Origin of the sequence: Jatrophihabitans endophyticus (genome assembly GCF_900129455.1) — a bacterium.
In the GTDB taxonomy this organism is placed as follows: domain Bacteria; phylum Actinomycetota; class Actinomycetes; order Mycobacteriales; family Jatrophihabitantaceae; genus Jatrophihabitans; species Jatrophihabitans endophyticus.
In genome coordinates this window covers 463,371-478,011 of sequence record NZ_FQVU01000002.1, presented here as the reverse complement: position 1 = coordinate 478,011, position 14,641 = coordinate 463,371, and the positions used below count along the sequence as shown (strand labels likewise).

15 protein-coding genes are annotated in these 14,641 nt (G+C 74.6%); 4 read left to right on the top strand and 11 right to left on the bottom strand.

Translation table 11 applies throughout. From position 1 onward, the window contains the following. Positions 1 to 62: 62 nt before the first annotated feature. Both BUE29_RS07670 and BUE29_RS07665 read right to left on the bottom strand, forming a co-directional pair. Complete coding sequence (locus BUE29_RS07670) at positions 63 to 824, bottom strand: response regulator (RefSeq protein WP_073388239.1); 762 nt, start codon at positions 822 to 824, stop codon at positions 63 to 65. Further along, a complete protein-coding gene (locus BUE29_RS07665; protein WP_200800095.1) occupies positions 815 to 2,077 on the bottom strand; it encodes a sensor histidine kinase in 1,263 nt (420 codons plus the stop codon). Before BUE29_RS07665 ends, BUE29_RS07670 begins: the two co-directional genes overlap by 10 nt. A 141-nt stretch (positions 2,078 to 2,218) precedes the next feature. Between BUE29_RS07665 and BUE29_RS07660 the strand changes: the two genes are divergently transcribed. Beyond that, a complete protein-coding gene (locus BUE29_RS07660; RefSeq protein WP_073388238.1) occupies positions 2,219 to 3,139 on the top strand; it encodes an ATP-binding cassette domain-containing protein in 921 nt (306 codons plus the stop codon). Then, a complete protein-coding gene (locus BUE29_RS07655) occupies positions 3,136 to 3,921 on the top strand; it encodes a hypothetical protein (RefSeq protein ID WP_073388237.1) in 786 nt (261 codons plus the stop codon). The genes BUE29_RS07660 and BUE29_RS07655 overlap by 4 nt, the downstream gene beginning before the upstream one ends. Here BUE29_RS07655 and BUE29_RS07650 read toward each other — a convergent pair. After that, entirely contained in the window at positions 3,914 to 4,978 is a 1,065-nt protein-coding gene (locus BUE29_RS07650; protein ID WP_073388236.1) for a DUF371 domain-containing protein, read from the bottom strand. The genes BUE29_RS07655 and BUE29_RS07650 overlap by 8 nt on opposite strands. 89 nt (positions 4,979 to 5,067) lie before the next feature. Between BUE29_RS07650 and BUE29_RS07645 the strand changes: the two genes are divergently transcribed. Further along, positions 5,068 to 5,727 (top strand): methyltransferase domain-containing protein, encoded by a 660-nt coding sequence (locus BUE29_RS07645; RefSeq protein ID WP_073388235.1) that lies wholly within the window; start codon positions 5,068 to 5,070, stop codon positions 5,725 to 5,727. Here BUE29_RS07645 and BUE29_RS07640 read toward each other — a convergent pair. From BUE29_RS07640 to BUE29_RS07630, 3 genes are all read right to left on the bottom strand, one after another. Next, positions 5,712 to 6,203, bottom strand: a complete 492-nt coding sequence (locus tag BUE29_RS07640) for a TrmH family RNA methyltransferase (protein ID WP_073388234.1) — start codon at positions 6,201 to 6,203, stop codon at positions 5,712 to 5,714. The two genes, BUE29_RS07645 and BUE29_RS07640, sit on opposite strands and share 16 nt — an antisense overlap. 110 nt (positions 6,204 to 6,313) lie before the next feature. Beyond that, positions 6,314 to 7,126 carry a hypothetical protein gene (locus BUE29_RS21910; protein WP_073388233.1) on the bottom strand — a complete coding sequence of 271 codons (813 nt, stop codon included), beginning with the start codon at positions 7,124 to 7,126 and terminating at the stop codon, positions 6,314 to 6,316. Further along, positions 7,123 to 7,638, bottom strand: coding sequence for a SigE family RNA polymerase sigma factor (locus BUE29_RS07630; RefSeq protein WP_073389509.1), 516 nt, complete (start codon positions 7,636 to 7,638; stop codon positions 7,123 to 7,125). The genes BUE29_RS21910 and BUE29_RS07630 overlap by 4 nt, the downstream gene beginning before the upstream one ends. 128 nt (positions 7,639 to 7,766) lie before the next feature. Between BUE29_RS07630 and BUE29_RS07625 the strand changes: the two genes are divergently transcribed. Then, complete coding sequence (locus BUE29_RS07625) at positions 7,767 to 9,254, top strand: MFS transporter (protein WP_073388231.1); 1,488 nt, start codon at positions 7,767 to 7,769, stop codon at positions 9,252 to 9,254. 131 nt (positions 9,255 to 9,385) lie between these two features. On the opposite strand, the gene BUE29_RS07620 is transcribed toward BUE29_RS07625, so the two are convergent. From BUE29_RS07620 to egtA, 5 genes are all read right to left on the bottom strand, one after another. Next, positions 9,386 to 10,192 carry a lysophospholipid acyltransferase family protein gene (locus BUE29_RS07620; protein ID WP_234971391.1) on the bottom strand — a complete coding sequence of 269 codons (807 nt, stop codon included), beginning with the start codon at positions 10,190 to 10,192 and terminating at the stop codon, positions 9,386 to 9,388. Positions 10,193 to 10,281: 89 nt separating this feature from the next. Next, positions 10,282 to 11,253 carry an L-histidine N(alpha)-methyltransferase gene (egtD, locus tag BUE29_RS07615; protein ID WP_084180826.1) on the bottom strand — a complete coding sequence of 324 codons (972 nt, stop codon included), beginning with the start codon at positions 11,251 to 11,253 and terminating at the stop codon, positions 10,282 to 10,284. A 1-nt stretch (position 11,254) separates the two neighbouring features. Continuing rightward, a complete protein-coding gene (gene egtC / locus BUE29_RS07610) occupies positions 11,255 to 11,944 on the bottom strand; it encodes an ergothioneine biosynthesis protein EgtC (protein WP_073388227.1) in 690 nt (229 codons plus the stop codon). 3 nt (positions 11,945 to 11,947) lie between these two features. After that, positions 11,948 to 13,219 carry an ergothioneine biosynthesis protein EgtB gene (egtB, locus tag BUE29_RS07605; protein ID WP_073388225.1) on the bottom strand — a complete coding sequence of 424 codons (1,272 nt, stop codon included), beginning with the start codon at positions 13,217 to 13,219 and terminating at the stop codon, positions 11,948 to 11,950. Further along, positions 13,212 to 14,486, bottom strand: coding sequence for an ergothioneine biosynthesis glutamate--cysteine ligase EgtA (egtA, locus tag BUE29_RS07600; RefSeq protein WP_073388223.1), 1,275 nt, complete (start codon positions 14,484 to 14,486; stop codon positions 13,212 to 13,214). The genes egtB and egtA overlap by 8 nt, the downstream gene beginning before the upstream one ends. Between the last annotated feature and the right edge of the window lie 155 nt (positions 14,487 to 14,641).

Sequence of the window (14,641 nt, the reverse complement as noted above, 5' to 3'; positions counted from 1 at the left end):
GCGACCCCCGCCACCCCAGCTAACGTGAATCTTACATGCGCCGTCCGGGTGCGGGAAGGGGCTCAGCCCAGTCCCGCGTCGTGGACCACGATGGCCACCTGCACCCGGTTCGCGGCGGCCAGCTTGGCCAGCAGTCGCGAGACGTGGGCCTTGACGGTGGCCTCGCTCATGTACAGCGAGGCCGCGATCTCGGCGTTCGACGCCCCGCGGCCCACCGCGACCGCGACCTCGTGCTCGCGCCCGGTGAGCGTCGCCAGCCGGGCGCGGGCGGCGGAGCGCCGGTCGTCGGCTGCGGACCCGCCGCCGCCCGTGCCGTCGGTGGGACTGTCGGGGGTTGCGTCGCCGCTCGGGTCGTCGCTCGTGTCGCCGCTCGTGTCGCCGGTGACGTGCCCGATGAGGGTGCGGGTGACCGCGGGCGAGAGCATCGCCTCGCCGGCGTGCACGAGCCGCACCGCGCCGACGATCTCCTCCGGCGCGGTGTCCTTCAGCAGGAAACCGCCGGCCCCGGCCCGCAGCGCCCGCAGCACGGAGTCGTCGGCGTGGAAGGTGGTGAGCACGATGACCTGCGGCGGGTCGGGCGCCGCCCGCACCGTCCGGGTGGCCGTGATGCCGTCGACGCCGGGCATCCGGATGTCCATGAGCACGACGTCGGGGTGGTGCTCCGCGACCGCCCCGACCGCGGCGGCGCCGTCGCCGGCCTCCCCGACCACCTCGAGATCCGCGGCCGAGGACAGGATCATGCGCAGCCCGGCGCGGACCAGCGGGTCGTCGTCGACCAGCAGCACGCGTACGCGGGATCGTTCCGTCCCGTCGGTCAGCGCCATGTCAGCCTCGCGTCCACGACGAACTCGCCGGCCCCGGTCGGGCCGTGCTCGAGCGTGCCGCCGGTGAGGTTGACGCGCTCGCGCAACCCGAGCAGGCCGGTGCCCGAACCGGGCAGCGAGGTCTCGGGGGCGAGCGGCAAGCGGTTGCGTACCTGGACCCGCAACCCGGCGCCCGGAGCGCCGGCCACGCGCACGGTGGTGGCGGTGCCGGTCGCGTGCTTCGCCACGTTGGTCAAGGCCTCCTGCACGATGCGGTACGCGTCGCGGCCCAGGGTGCCAGGTGGTTCGGCGGCCGCGGCGACGTCCATGACGAACTCGATCCGAGCGCCCGCGCGACGCGTGTCGGCGACCAGGCGCGCGATGTCGTGCAGGGTCGGCTGCGGGGCCGCGGCCGCGGGTGCGCCCGGGGCGGTGTCGACGGTGCCGTCGGGGCTCTCGCGCAGCACGCCGATCACGCCGCGCAGCTCCTCCAGCGCCTGGTGCGCCGTCTCCCGGAGCAACCCGGCCGTCTGTGCGACCTGCTCGGGCGGCAGGTCCGGGCGCAGCTGCAGGCCCCCGGCGTGCAGCGCGAGCATCGAGATGCGGTGGGCGAGCACGTCGTGCATCTCGCGCGCGATCCGGGTGCGTTCGGCCGTACGGGCCTGCTCGGCGAGCATCCGCTGCTCGGCCTCGGCGCGTTCGGCCCGCTCCCGCAGCGTCCACACCAGCTGCCGGCGGGCCCGCACGAACATCCCCCACGCCGTCACGACGGCCACGAAGCCGACGCTGAACAGCATCATGACCCAGAAGGACGTCGTGGACGGCCGTACGAGCGTGAAGACCGCCGACGCCCCGAGATTCACCACGACGAGCAGCAGCGCCACCGTCGTGCGCCGGTGCACGGCGACGCCGAAGAGCCCGACGACGCTCGCGGGCGCCGAGGTCACCGACACCGTCGACAGCAGCGCCGTCAGCACGCCCACGCCGACGGGCCAACGCCGCCGGCCCCACAGCGCGACGCAGGCGACCCCGCCCAGCAGCAGGTCCACCGTGCCGAGGACCGGCGAGAGCGAGTGCACCGCGTCGTCCTCGTTGGCCGCGAAGGCGAGCAGGCCGGTGCCCGCGGCGAGCAGGAAGAGCAGAGTGTCCACGACCCGGTCGCGCCACGTCCGCCGGGTCCGGGTCGCGCGCGACGGGTCCTCCGGCGGCAGCAGGGTCGCCGGCACCAGGTGCGGGTACGCCAGCCCCGAACGCAGCCGACCGGTGTCGCTCACCCCGCCAGCCTAGGGACCCGGCGCGGCCACGACGCCCTACGAAAGTCGACGGCCGGCCGCGACGAAAGGTGCAGCCCGCCGCAGCAGAGGCAGCCGTCCGGCCGATGTGACGCCGGGGCCCGGCACGGCAGCGTTGCCGGCATGATCACAGCGGAACACCTCACCAGGTCCTACGGCGCGACCCCGGTCGTCTCGGACGTCTCCTTTGCGTGCGCACCCGGGACGATCACCGGCTTCCTCGGCCCCAACGGCGCCGGGAAGTCCACGACGTTGCGGATGATCACCGGACTCACCCGCCCGGACCGGGGCAGTGCGACGGTCGCCGGCACGTCGTTCGCCCGATTGCCCAACCCAGCGCGGGTCGTCGGCACCCTGCTCGACCCGACCGCGATGCACTCCGGTCGGTCGGGACGCGCGACGCTCGCGATCACCGCGCGCACCGCGGGCGTCCCCCTGGCCCGGGTCGGCGAGGCGCTCGAGCTCGTCGGCCTCGCCGGCCCGGCGGCCGAGAAGCGGGTCGGCCAGTACTCCCTCGGCATGCGGCAGCGCCTCGGCATCGCGCAGGCGCTGCTCGCCGAGCCGCAGGCGCTCATCCTCGACGAGCCGGCCAACGGGCTCGACCCGGAAGGCATCGCGTGGATGCGCCGGCTGCTGCGCGACTTCGCCGACCGCGGCGGCACCGTGCTGCTGTCGAGCCACCTCCTGCACGAGGTGCAGGCCACCGTCGACCATCTCGTCGTGATCGCCGGGGGGCGCGTCGCCGCCGCCGGCGCGATGCAGGACCTGCTCGCGACCTCCGGCGTCGTCGTCCGCGCCGTGGACGCGGGCGCGACCGCGACCCTGGAACGGGCGCTCGTCGGCACCGGCGCGCAGGTCACGCGCGCCGACGACGGCGCGCTGACCGTCGACACCGCCACGGGGATCGACGCCCCGACCGTCGGCCGGCTCGCGCTGCAGCACGGCATCGCCCTCGGCGAGCTGCGCAGCAGCGACGCCACCGGGCTGGAGGAGCTCTTCTTCAGCCTCACCACCGCCACCACCGCGTCCGAGGAGGCCGCATGACCGCCACGTCCGCCCCCACCGACTCCCGACCGGCCGCGGCGCCGATGCCGCCGGCGAGCGCGCCCATCCCGTTCGCCCGCCTGCTGCGCGTCGAGTGGGGCAAGGCCACCGACACCCGCTCCGCGCGCTGGCTGCTCGGGATCACCGCGCTGGCCACCGCCCTGCTCATGCTCGTCCCGCTCATCGACCGGCAGGGCAACGACCAGACCTTCGCCGCCTACCTGCAGTTCGCCGCGTTCGGGATCGGCACGCTGCTGCCGGTGGTGTCCATCCTGACGCTGACCACGGAGTGGACGCAGCGCACGGTGCTCACGACGTTCGTGCAGGTGCCGCGGCGGTCGCGGGTCATCTCGGCCAAGGTGGTGGTGTCGGTGCTGATCGCGTTCGCCGCGATCGCCTACGGCGTGGTCGTCACCACCGTCGCGCTGTCGATCGCCGCGGCCACCGGACGCGACGTCGGCCTCGGGCTGGGCGCCGCGGACCTCGTCGGGTACGCGCTGTTCGTGCTGGTCAACATCGGCATGGGCGTCGCGTTCGGGGCCCTGCTGCACAACACGGCGGCGGCGGTCGTCCTCTTCTACGTCCTGCCGACGGCCTTCGGCATCCTCGGCGACGCGGTCGCGCCCGTCGGGCGCTGGCTCGACACCAACACCACCTTCAACTGGCTCGTCGAGGGCGATTTCGGGGGCCACGTCCCCAACATCCTGGTCTCGGTGCTCGTGTGGCTCGTGGTGCCGCTCGCCCTGGGCCTGGTGCGCACAGCCCGGCGTGAGATCACGTAACCGGCCAGTCGACGACCGCGGCGTAGGCGCGCCGGCGCTCCCACCCGGTGAGCGCGGTGAGCGCCCGCGCCGCGGTCCGCGTCCCGACGCCGTCGGCGAGCAGCGCCTCGACGGCCGCCCGGACGGTGGGATCGAGCGCGTCGGCCGCGGGCACCGGGTGCAGGCAGCAGTGGACGCGCTCGGCCCCGGCCAGGTCGGGGATCGAATCGGGCGCGGCCGGCCGGGGCCGGCCGAAGTCCTGCGCCACGGTGGCCTCGCCGCTGCCGCGGACATCGCGTGCCCGGTGCAACAACTCGGGCAGCTCGGCGCGTCCTACGGACACGACGAGGCGGTGCGAGGCCGGCGTCGTACGCAATGCGGCGACGGCGGCCGGGCCGTCCCCGGCCAGGGTGAGGAGGGCCGATGAGGGACAGGCGGCGGCCACGGCGTGCCGCGGCGGCAGACCGACCGTGTCGACCTCGACGCCGGCCGGCCGTTCCCGCAGCGACGTGCCGGGCAGGTCGGCGGTGGCGACCACGACCGTCCGGCCCCCGGCGGCGCCACGCGCCGGACCCACCAGACGTCGCGCCCCGGCGTCCTCGACGATGAGCTGGTCGGCGCGGGCGAGCTCCGCGGCGAGCGCCGGTCCGGGGTGCGTGGCGAGCGGGTCGGCCGCGCAGAGCACGAGGAGGGGCTGCGCGGCCGGCCGTTCGGCGACGTCGACGGTGACGAGCGTGTCGGGGTCGCGCAGGCGTGCGACGAGCTCGGCCGGCAGGTCGGCCGCCGCGGCGGTCGCGTCGGTGGCGAACGTGCCCGGCAGGCGCAGGGGGCCGCGCCGGATCACGATCGGACCGGCCGGATCCCATGCGGGGTTGGCGACGGCGTCGAGGTCGAAGCGATGGCCGCCGGCGGTGAGGCGGATGCGGACCGCTCCGGCCAGCGGCGCGACGGGCTCGGCCTCGGCGGCCACGGCCACGATGCAGGTGCCGCGCTCGGTCAGCTCGGCGCCCGGACTGAGCTCGAGGGTCTTGCCGTGGGTCGCCCGGACGGCCGGGTGGCCGCGTCCGGTGAACCGCATGCCCGCAGCGTAGGGGTTGGCCCCGTGCCGGCGCGGCTCACGACCCCTGACGACCGCGCTCGCCCGGGGCCAACGCCTAGGGTGAGCCGGTGCGGCAGGTCATCGGCAAGGCGACCCGCGACCTCGACGCCGCCGCCTTCGCCGCGCTGCGCGAGCCGTACCGGGAACTCGTCGTCGATCTCGGCACCGGCGACGGCAAGCACGTGCTGGCCGTCGCGCGCTCGCGGCCCGACGCGCTCGTCGTCGGCCTCGACGCCGGCCCCGACGCCATGCGTCGCACCGCCCACCGGGCCGCCGCCCGGCCGGCCAAGGGCGGCGTGCCCAACGCGGTGTTCGTGTGGGCGGCGGTGGAGCAGCTGCCGGGCGAGCTCCACGCCGTCGACGAGGTGCACTGCCTCATGCCGTGGGGCAGCCTGCTGCGGGCGCTCGTCACGCCCGAGCCGGTCGTCCTGCGCGGCGTCGCGGCCAGCTGTCGCCCCGGCGCGCCGTTCCTCGTCACCCTCAACCTGCACGCCTGGCGGCCGCCGGTGGCCGACGTGGGCGGCACCCCCGAGCCGACCCCGGCGAGTGTCGACGACGTGCTCGCCCCGGGCTACGCCGCCGCGGGCTGGATGCTGTCGGCCGCCGACTACCTGGACGACGCGCAGCTCACCGGCCTGGGGACGTCCTGGACGAAACGGCTCGGCTCGACCCGCGAGGAGCTCGCCGTCCTCGGGCTGCGCGGCACCATCGGTCAGGACGGGAACTGACGGCAGTACTCGTAGAGCGCCATGGCCGTGGCGGTGGCGACGTTGTAGCTGTAGGGCAGACCCCACACCGGGATCTCGATCGTGTCGTCGAGCAGGGCGAGCTCGGCCTCGCTCAACCCCGCGCGCTCGTTGCCGATCACCAGCGCCGTCCGCCGCGTGAAGGCGTAGTGGTGCAGGTCGGCCGAGTTCGTCGTCTGCTCCAGGCCGACGAGACGGTAGCCGTCGGCGCGCAGGGTCTTCAGCACCGGCGGCAGGGAGTTGCGGACCTCGAGGCCGACCGAGTCCGCGCCGTCGCGGGCGATCGTGCGGTCGAGCCGCGCGTGCCCGCACACGATCATGCGCTCGACGCCGCAGCAGCCCGCCGTCCGCGCGATCGTCGACAGGTTGACGTTGCTGCGCATCGGCGCGCAGGCCACGACGAGCTCGCGGGGGGCCGCCAGCGGCGTCGGCGGTCGGTGCCGCACCTGTTCGAACACCCGGACACGGTAGCGAGCGCGGGACACGTCACGGAGCGCGACGGATCGGCGCGGTGTCAGGGCGCTGCTGTCGGACAGCAGCGCCCTGACGGTTGCCCCGCGGGACGGGCTCAGCGGCCGGGGATCGGGTCGTGCTGGTCGAACTGCATGTTCTCGGCGACCTTGCGCGCGATGGCGGCGATTCGCTCGCTGGTCACCTTGTCGGTCAGCCGTTGCACGCTCGGGCCGGCGTAGGCGATCGTGCCGTCCCCGCGGTCGAAGGCGACGATGGTGACGTGGTTGCCGCGGAACTGCCGCCCCTCGTGTCCGTCGACGGTGACCTTCGTGTAGTCGCCCCGCCCGCCGCCGGTGGCCTGCATGCGCGTGGGCAGGGACCCCTTCAGGGTCCAGATCACGACGTCGACGTCCGACCCGTCGACCGAGACGGTCCAGTCCCGCTGCTCGAAACCGGGATTGTTGAAGGTCTGCTCGCCCTGCTGCCGGGCCGGGCCGGGGAGCCAGCCCGCGTCGATCGAGGAGTAGTCGCGCGCGCTGGTCACGATCGACCTGGTCGGGCCCCCGGACCCGGACAGCGACGCCGCGGAGCTGCTCGCCGGGCGGTGGTCCGCCGACGTGGAGGCGCCTGCCGAGGCGGAGGACGCGGCCGGGGCGGAGGACGCGGCGGGGGCGGAGGTCGCGGCGGGGGCGCCGCCGACCGCGACGGACGGGTCGTGCTGCGGGTCCGCGGGCCCGCTGATCGCGGCGACACCGACGGCGAGGGCGGTCACGGCCGCGGCGGCGGCGAGGGCAGTGACTGCGCGGGTCGTGGCGACCCGGCGACGGCGGGCGATGCGCTGGTGGACGTCGTCCAGCACCGAGGCCGCGTCAGGTGCCCTGTCGGCCTCGTGGGCGAAGGCGTCGTCGAGCGAACGGTCGTCGATCATGAGTGCTCCTTGATGGATGAGGTGACGGCGAAATCGGGGTGAGGGTCTGCGCGGAGAGTGGCGAGCGCGCGGGACGCGTAGCCGCGGACCGTGACCGGCGAGCAGCCGAGGACCTCGGCGATCTCGTTGTCGGTCAGCCGCTCGAAGTAGCGCAGGACGAGCACGCTGCGCTGACGGCGAGGCAGGCCGCGCAGCCGCTGCAGTGCGTCGTCCCGCTCGGCGATCGCGCCCGCGTGATCGCCGGTGGGCGGCCCCTCGGGGAGTTCGTCGAACGGGAGGACGACGTGACGGACCGCCCAGCTGCGACGCCAGGAGAGGAACGCCCGGGTCACCATCGTCCGCACGTAGGCACGTTGGTTGTCGGCTGCACTCACCAACGACCACCGGCGGAACGCCTTGACCATTACGTCCTGCACCAGGTCCCGGGCCAGGTCGGGATCGCCGGTGAGCACGGTGGCGTAGCGCAGCAGACCATCCAGCTCGCGCCGGGCGAAGGTGTCGAACTCGGTCATGACCACGTCTCTAAGACGCACCCCCGGCCCGATGTGTGGTCACGTCCGGCCACCGATTTTCCTCGCGCGGGACGACGCCCGGCTCGCGGCGGACGGCTCGGTGCGGCCGGCGGCGCTACCGTCCAGGGGTGACCGAACCCGGCCTGGCGCTGAAGTCCGCGGCCGGCCGCGGGGTGCTCGCCGCGACCATCCTCGGCAGCGGGATGGCCATGCTCGACGGCACCGTCGTCAACGTCGCGCTGCCGCGGATCGGTGGTGACCTCGACGCGGGGCTGACCGCGCTGCAGTGGACGGTCAACGCGTACACGCTGACGCTCGCCGGGTTCCTGCTGCTCGGCGGGTCCCTCGGCGACCATCTCGGCCGACGGCGGATCTACGTGGTCGGGGTCGTGTGGTTCACCGTCGCCTCGATCGGCTGCGCGGTGGCGCCGACCGCCGGCCTGCTGATCGCCATGCGACTGCTGCAGGGCGTCGGCGCGGCGCTGCTGACCCCCGGGTCGCTCGCCATCATCGAGTCGGTGTTCCGGCGCGACGACCGCGCCGCGGCGGTGGGCTCGTGGTCCGGGCTCGGTGGCGTCGCGACCGCGGTGGGGCCGGTCGTGGGCGGCGTGCTCGTCGGGGTCGCGCCGTGGGGCTGGCGGCTCGTCTTCCTGCTCAACGTGCCGCTCGCCGCGGCCGTCGTCTGGCTGGCGGTGCGCTACGTCCCCGAGCTCCGCGACGACGACGCCGAACCGCACTACGACGTCCCCGGCGTGGTGCTCGCCGCGGCCGGCCTCGCGCTCACCGTCCTCGCGCTGACCGACGGACCCACCCGGGGCTGGCCGGTCGGGATCATCGTCCTGCTGATCGTCGGTGTGGTCCTGCTCGCCGCGTTCGTGGTGGTCGAGGCGCGCAGCCGGCACCCGATGATGCCGTTGTCGCTGTTCGCGGACCGGCAGTTCGTCGCGGCCAATGCCGTCACCTTCGTCATGTACGCCGCGCTGGGCGGCTCGCTGTTCCTGATCCCGGTGCAGCTGCAACGGGTGTCGGGCTTCACGCCGGTGGCGGCGGGGAGCGCCCTGCTGCCGATGACGTTCGTGATGCTGCTGCTGTCGAGCCGGGCCGGCCGGCTGGCGGCGCGCATCGGCGCCCGCGGGCCGATGACGGTCGGCCCGATCGTGGCCGGGCTCGGCCTGGTCCTGCTCGTCCGCGTGGGGGAGCACGCCTCCTACGCGACCGACGTGCTGCCGGCGGTCGTGGTGTTCGCGCTCGGCCTCTCGGCGACGGTCGCGCCGCTGACCGCGACGGCGCTCGCGGCCGCCCCACCGCGACAGGTCGGGGTCGCCTCGGCGGTCAACAACGACATCGCCCGCGTCGCCGGTCTGCTCGCCGTGGCCGTGCTGCCGGGCCTCGCCGGCATCACCCCGGCCGCGTACGACCGGCCGGCCGAGCTGTCGGCCGGTTTCCACCACGCCGTCGTCGTGGCGGGGGTGCTGTGCGCCGTCGGTGGAGTGCTGTCCTTCGTCCTGCTGGCCCGGGCCGGTGTGCCCGGGCCGCCACCGGCCGGGACGCCGGCCGGGACGGAGCCCAGCCGGGACGCCGCCCGCTGCCCGCTCGACGCCCCACACCATCACTGACGCCGCCGCCCTCCGCGCCAGGGCACCGGTCGCTACGTCCTCTGGACGAGCACGCCGACGACCCCGAAGGTCGCCAAGGGCGACGTGGGCGCGCTGACCGTTCGCTGATCCGCCCGCGCGTTCCCGTACAGCTAGCGGCGACGCGCCCGGCGCGCATCGCGCCGGGCCCGCGACCGTTCCCGGGCCGCGGCCTCGGCCACCGCGGCGTCCGCCAGCGTCGGAGCCGTGCCGCCGTGCGCGCCGGGGAGCCACCAGTGGTCGTCGGCGTCGCGCGGCACGTCGGGGTACCCGGCCATGGCGTCGTCCAGCAGGCCCTGCATGCGGCGCCGGAGCTCGGCGTCCACCGCCGCCCGGTCGGCGTCGCGGGCCGGGTGCAACGGCGCGCCGACGAAGACGCGGATGGTCTTGCCACGGCGCAGGCTGCGCCGGCCGTCCACGGTGAAGGTCCGCTGCGGGGCCCACAGCACGACCGGCACCAGCGGGACCTGCTCCCACGTCGCGAGCGTGGCGGCGCCGAGCTTGAAGGACTTGAGGGTGAACGACCGGCTGATCGTCGCCTCGGGGAAGACCCCGACGAGCTCACCGGCGGCGAGTCGGCGCGCGGCCACCCGGTACGCCGCGGCGCCGCTGTCCCGGTCGACGGGGATGTGGCGCATCCGGCGCATGAGCGGGCCGGAGACCGGGTTCTCGAAGGTCGACTGCTTGGCCATGAAGCGCACGAGCCGTGCCCGGCCGGACGCGACCAGGCCGACGAAGGTGAAGTCCAGGTAGCTGAGGTGGTTGCACGCCAGCACCGCCGGGCCGGCCGCGGGCAGGTGCTCGACGCCGCGCAGCTCGAAACGCAGGCCGAGCAGTCCGAACACGCCCCGGAAGATGCCGATGACCACCCGATAGGTGCGGTCCCGTCCGCGAAGGCGCGCCCGTACCGAGGTGATCACGACCCCAGCCTGCCCTGCCGGCGGCTCCGGCAAGCCTGCGGGAGGCCCGCCGCGCCGGTGGCCGTGCTCGCCGCGACCGGGCGATCGGCTCAGGCGGGCTGGGACAGCGACAGCGCGAAGTCGCCGGCTGGGTCGGTCCACCAGTGGGTGAGGCGCAGCCCGGCGACGGCGAGCTCGGCCTCGACCCGCTCGCGGCGGAACTTCGACGAGATCTCGGTGCGGATCTCCTCGTCGCGGGCGAGGTGCACGTCGAGGTCGAGCGCGTCGATGCGGACGCTCTGCTCCCATCGGGAGCGCAGCCGCATCTCGATGCGTTCCTCGTCGGCGTCCCACCGGGCGACGTGGTCGAACGCGTCGGGGTCGAAGCGTCCCCCCAGGTCGCGGTTGATCACCGAGAGGACGTTCTTGTCGAACTGGGCGGTCACTCCCTCGGCGTCGTCGTACGCGGCGACGAGGCGATCGGTGTCCTTCACCAGGTCGGTGCCGAGCAGCAGCGCGTCGCCGTCGACGAGGGTGTGTCGCACGTCAGCGAGGAACCTCTCGCGTTGCGCCGGATCGAGATTGCCCACGGTCGAGCCCAGGAACGCGACGAGTCGGGCGGGATGCCGTGGCAGCAGCCCGAGGTGCTGCTCGAAGTCGCCGACGATCGGCTCGATCTCGAGCTGCGGGTACTCCTCGGCGACCGCGGCGCTCGCGTCCTTGAGGACGGCCGGATCGACGTCGAAGGGCACGAAGTGGGTGAGGGTGCCGGCACCCTGCAGGGCCCGCAGCAGGAGGCGCGTCTTCTCCGACGTGCCGCTGCCGAGCTCGACGAGCGCCTGCGCGCCGGTGGCCGCCGCGATGTCGCTGGCGTGCGCTTCGAGCGCGGCCCGTTCGGCGCGGAAGGGGTAGTACTCGGGCAGCCGGGTGATGCGGTCGAACAGATCGCTGCCGTGCGCGTCGTAGAAGTACTTCGGCGGCAGCGTCTTCGGATCCGCGGTCAGCCCGGCGCGGACGTCGCGCGCCAACTGCGCGTTCAGCGCTCCCGGATCGAGATGGATCGCCGTGTCGTTGACCGGCACGTCAGGCCTCCAGGTCGGTCACGGTGACGCCGGATCGCGTCACCTCGATCAGGTGGTGGTCGGGGACGTCGACCCAGCCGGGATCGTCGTCCCAGGGCTCGCTCGCGACGGCGACTCCGGCGTCGGTCTCGAGGTAGCTCAGCTCGTCGCCCCACGTCACCCCGACGATCTTCTCGCCGTCGGTCATGAGCACGTTGAGGAACGACCCGGAATCTTTTTGCGCGATATCGCGTAAAATCGAGACGAGGGCGGGCGGTCCCTGCGCGAACACGTGCGCCGCCAGGACGGCCGAGTCGCACACCGACTCGGCGTCGAGCGTCGCGGGGAGGGCGGCGCGGGACACCTTGCCGTTGTGCGACAACAGCCAGCGCCCGTCGGTGAACGGGGCGGCGGCGGTCTCGTCGATCGGCATGCCCACCGTGGCCGAGCGCACCGCCGCGAGCACGGCGTGCGATGCGAGCACCGGCGCGACCGAGGCGAAGGACGCGTCGTTCCACAGCGGCCGTGCCGAGCGCCAGCGCCGCACCGTGCCGTCGGCGTCGTAGAAGCCGACGCCCCAGCCGTCGGCGTTGAGCAGGCCACGCTTCTGCCGCCGCGGCGCGTAGGCCTGGGTCTGCAGCCCCGCAGGCGGGTCCAGCACGAGCGACGCGAGATCCCGCGGCGTCCCGAGCCACGCCAGGTGACGACACACGGTTCAGGCGTCCCAGGCGAGGCGGAAGCCGGTGAAGATCTGGCGGCGGATCGGGAGGTCCCAGTTGCGGAAGGACGGGCGGATCGTGTTGCCGCCGACGGCCCACGAGCCGCCGCGCAGCACGCGGAAGTCCCCACCGAAGAACGGCGCGCTGTACTGGCGGTAGAGCATCGGCGTGAACCCCGGCCAGGCCTCGAAGCCGGAGGACGTCCACTCCCACACGTCGCCGATCAGCTGCTCGACGCCGTAGGCGGACGCGCCGTCGGGGTACGCGCCGACGGGCGCCGGCCGCAGCGACCCGCCGCCGAGATTGGCCAGCGCCGGCGTCGGGTCGGCCGCACCCCACGGCCAGCGGCGTCGCCGCCCCAGCTCGGGATCCCAGACGCAGGCCTTCTCCCACTCCTGCTCGCTGGGCAGTCGGGCGCCGGCCCACGCCGCGTACGCCTCGGCCTCGAAGAAGCAGACGTGCTGCACGGGCTCGTCGGGGACGAGAGCCTCGACGCTGCCGAACCGGCGACGCGAGCCGTCGCCCAGCCAGAACTGGGGAGCGGTCAGGCCGGCCTCCTGCCGGTGCGCCCAGCCCCGCGCGGACCACCAGCGCGGCTCGTCGTACCCGCCGGCGTCGACGAAGCGCTGGTACTCGGCGTTGGTGACCGGAACCCTGGCGATGCGGAACGCCGCGAGGTCGACGACGTGCGCGGGCCGCTCGTTGTCGAGCGACCACGGCTCCTCGGTGCCGTCGACACCCAGGACGAACTCGCCGGCGGGCACCAGCACCGAGCCGTCCGGCACCGTCCGTCCTGTCGGCAGTGGGGCGCCCGCGCCCAGGATCGGTGTGCCGTCGCGCAGCTGATGGGTGGCGAGCATCGTCTCGTTGTGCATCTGCTCGTGCTGCTCGACCATGACGTAGGGGAAGAGGTCCTCGCCCGACGGGTCGGGCAGCCGGTCGAGGCCGTCGAGGATCCGGTTGCGGACGTCGGCGAGGTAGGTGCGGGCCTCGGCCGGCGACAGCAGCGGCAGCGTCGCCCGTGTCGCACGCGGGTTCTCGAACGCGTCGTACAGGCGCTCGACCTGGCACGAGAGCAGGCCCTGGGCAGCGGACTCACCGCCACGCAGGAGCCAGAGGTCCTCCTGCTGTCCGATGTGGGCGAGGTCCCAGACGAGCGGGCTCATCAGCGGGCTGTGCTGGGTCGTCAGCTCGTGGTCGTCGAACTCGGTCAGGGTCAGGGTGCGGGCCCGCGCGGTCTGCAGACCGTTCGCGGCGATGTCACGCATGGGCTTCCTCCTCCAGCAGGCGCAGCGGGCCGACCCGGTCGGCGCGCTCGCGCAGCTCGTCGCTCGGCGTCCGCCCCGCGGCCACGAGGTCGGCGAGCGCGGTCAGTTCGGGGCGCAGTTCGTCCGGGCAGTGCACGAGTGCCACGTCGACGCAGCCGCGCACCGCGGCCGCGATCGCGGGATCGCGCAGGCCGTCGCGGGCGGCGGCCTCCCACGCCCCGACGACGGGCCGGGTCAGTTCGGCCGCGGCCGCCGCCGCGTCGGGGTCGTCGAGCAGGACGGCGGTCAGCGTGGCGAGTGCCGGCCACCACCGGTCGGGCAGCGCGTCCAGGCAGCGGATCTCGACGTACCCCCGCGGCCGGACGGGCGGGAACAGCGTCGTCAGGTGGTAGTCGAGATCGGCGAGGGTGGGTCGCCGTTCGATCGGTGCCCGGCCCTGCAGCCAGTCCCGGAACGGCACCCGCTGCCGTACCGGGTGCACGTCGTCGCCGCCGTCGGCGGGGCGCACCAGCATGACCGGTGCGTCGAGCGCGTACGACGCCCACGCCTGCGCCGGCTCGCTGCCGGGGGTGATCGGGTCGCTGCGGCCGTGGTCGATGCCGTGCCAGATCTGTTGGCGCATCGAGTGCCAGCCCGAGGACTCGCCGGCGAGGTAGGGCGACCCCGCCGAGGCGGCCACGAGGACCGGACCCAGCGCGGCGACGAGGGACAGCCGCTGCGCCCATTCGGCCTCCGGGCCGGCGTCGAGGTTGACCTGCAGGGCGGCCGTGCCGGTCATCATCGCCCGGCCGGGGTCGGCGCAGTCGACGGCCGCGAAGTGCTGCTCCATGGCGACGTAGCGGCCGCTGGGATTGACCCGCCGGACGGGACGGGCGGGGTCGGTGCCCAGCGGCGCGGCACCGAAGCCGGCGCGGGCCAGCCCGTCGCGCAGCACCTGCCGGTCGGCGCGCAGGGCGGCGACCGACGAGGCCACGTCGTCGGTGGGGGGCGTCGACAGCTCGATCTGCCCGCCGGGCTCCAGCGTCACCCGGCTGCCCGAGGGCATCGCCGGCAACGACCCGGCGACCGCGACGACCTCGTCCCACTCCGGCCGACGCCCCGGTCGGCGCAGGTCGATCAGATGGCATTCGAGCTCGAGCCCGACGCGGCCGCCCGCGGACGGGGTCAGCGCCGCGGCGACGATGTGGTCGCGGGCGGCCGCGAGCGCGTCGGCGGGGTCGATGAGTGGGTCGTCGCGCAGGGTCGACGACGCGGTGTGAGCGGTCATCCGCCCCCTCCAGGTCCGGACCGGTCGCTGCTGCAGCGACCGCGGGTCGGTGCGGGGGCGGCCGCAGTTTCGACCGTCCTCGTGCCTTGCTCCTCCAGTGTTGCTCACGCCTCTGACAACGCCAAACACCGGGCCGCCACGGGGCCCTCGCTACC

Excerpts from the sequence above, each read along its gene's own strand:
- BUE29_RS21910 (WP_073388233.1), bottom strand. The coding sequence starts at position 7,126 with ATGATCGACGACCGTTCGCTCGACGACGCCTTCGCCCACGAGGCCGAC.
- BUE29_RS07660 (WP_073388238.1), top strand. The coding sequence starts at position 2,219 with ATGATCACAGCGGAACACCTCACCAGGTCCTACGGCGCGACCCCGGTC.
- BUE29_RS07630 (WP_073389509.1), bottom strand. The coding sequence starts at position 7,638 with ATGACCGAGTTCGACACCTTCGCCCGGCGCGAGCTGGATGGTCTGCTG.
- BUE29_RS07670 (WP_073388239.1), bottom strand. The coding sequence starts at position 824 with ATGGCGCTGACCGACGGGACGGAACGATCCCGCGTACGCGTGCTGCTG.
- egtA (WP_073388223.1), bottom strand. The coding sequence starts at position 14,486 with ATGACCGCTCACACCGCGTCGTCGACCCTGCGCGACGACCCACTCATC.
- BUE29_RS07650 (WP_073388236.1), bottom strand. The coding sequence starts at position 4,978 with ATGCGGTTCACCGGACGCGGCCACCCGGCCGTCCGGGCGACCCACGGC.
- BUE29_RS07655 (WP_073388237.1), top strand. The coding sequence starts at position 3,136 with ATGACCGCCACGTCCGCCCCCACCGACTCCCGACCGGCCGCGGCGCCG.
- egtB (WP_073388225.1), bottom strand. The coding sequence starts at position 13,219 with ATGCGTGACATCGCCGCGAACGGTCTGCAGACCGCGCGGGCCCGCACC.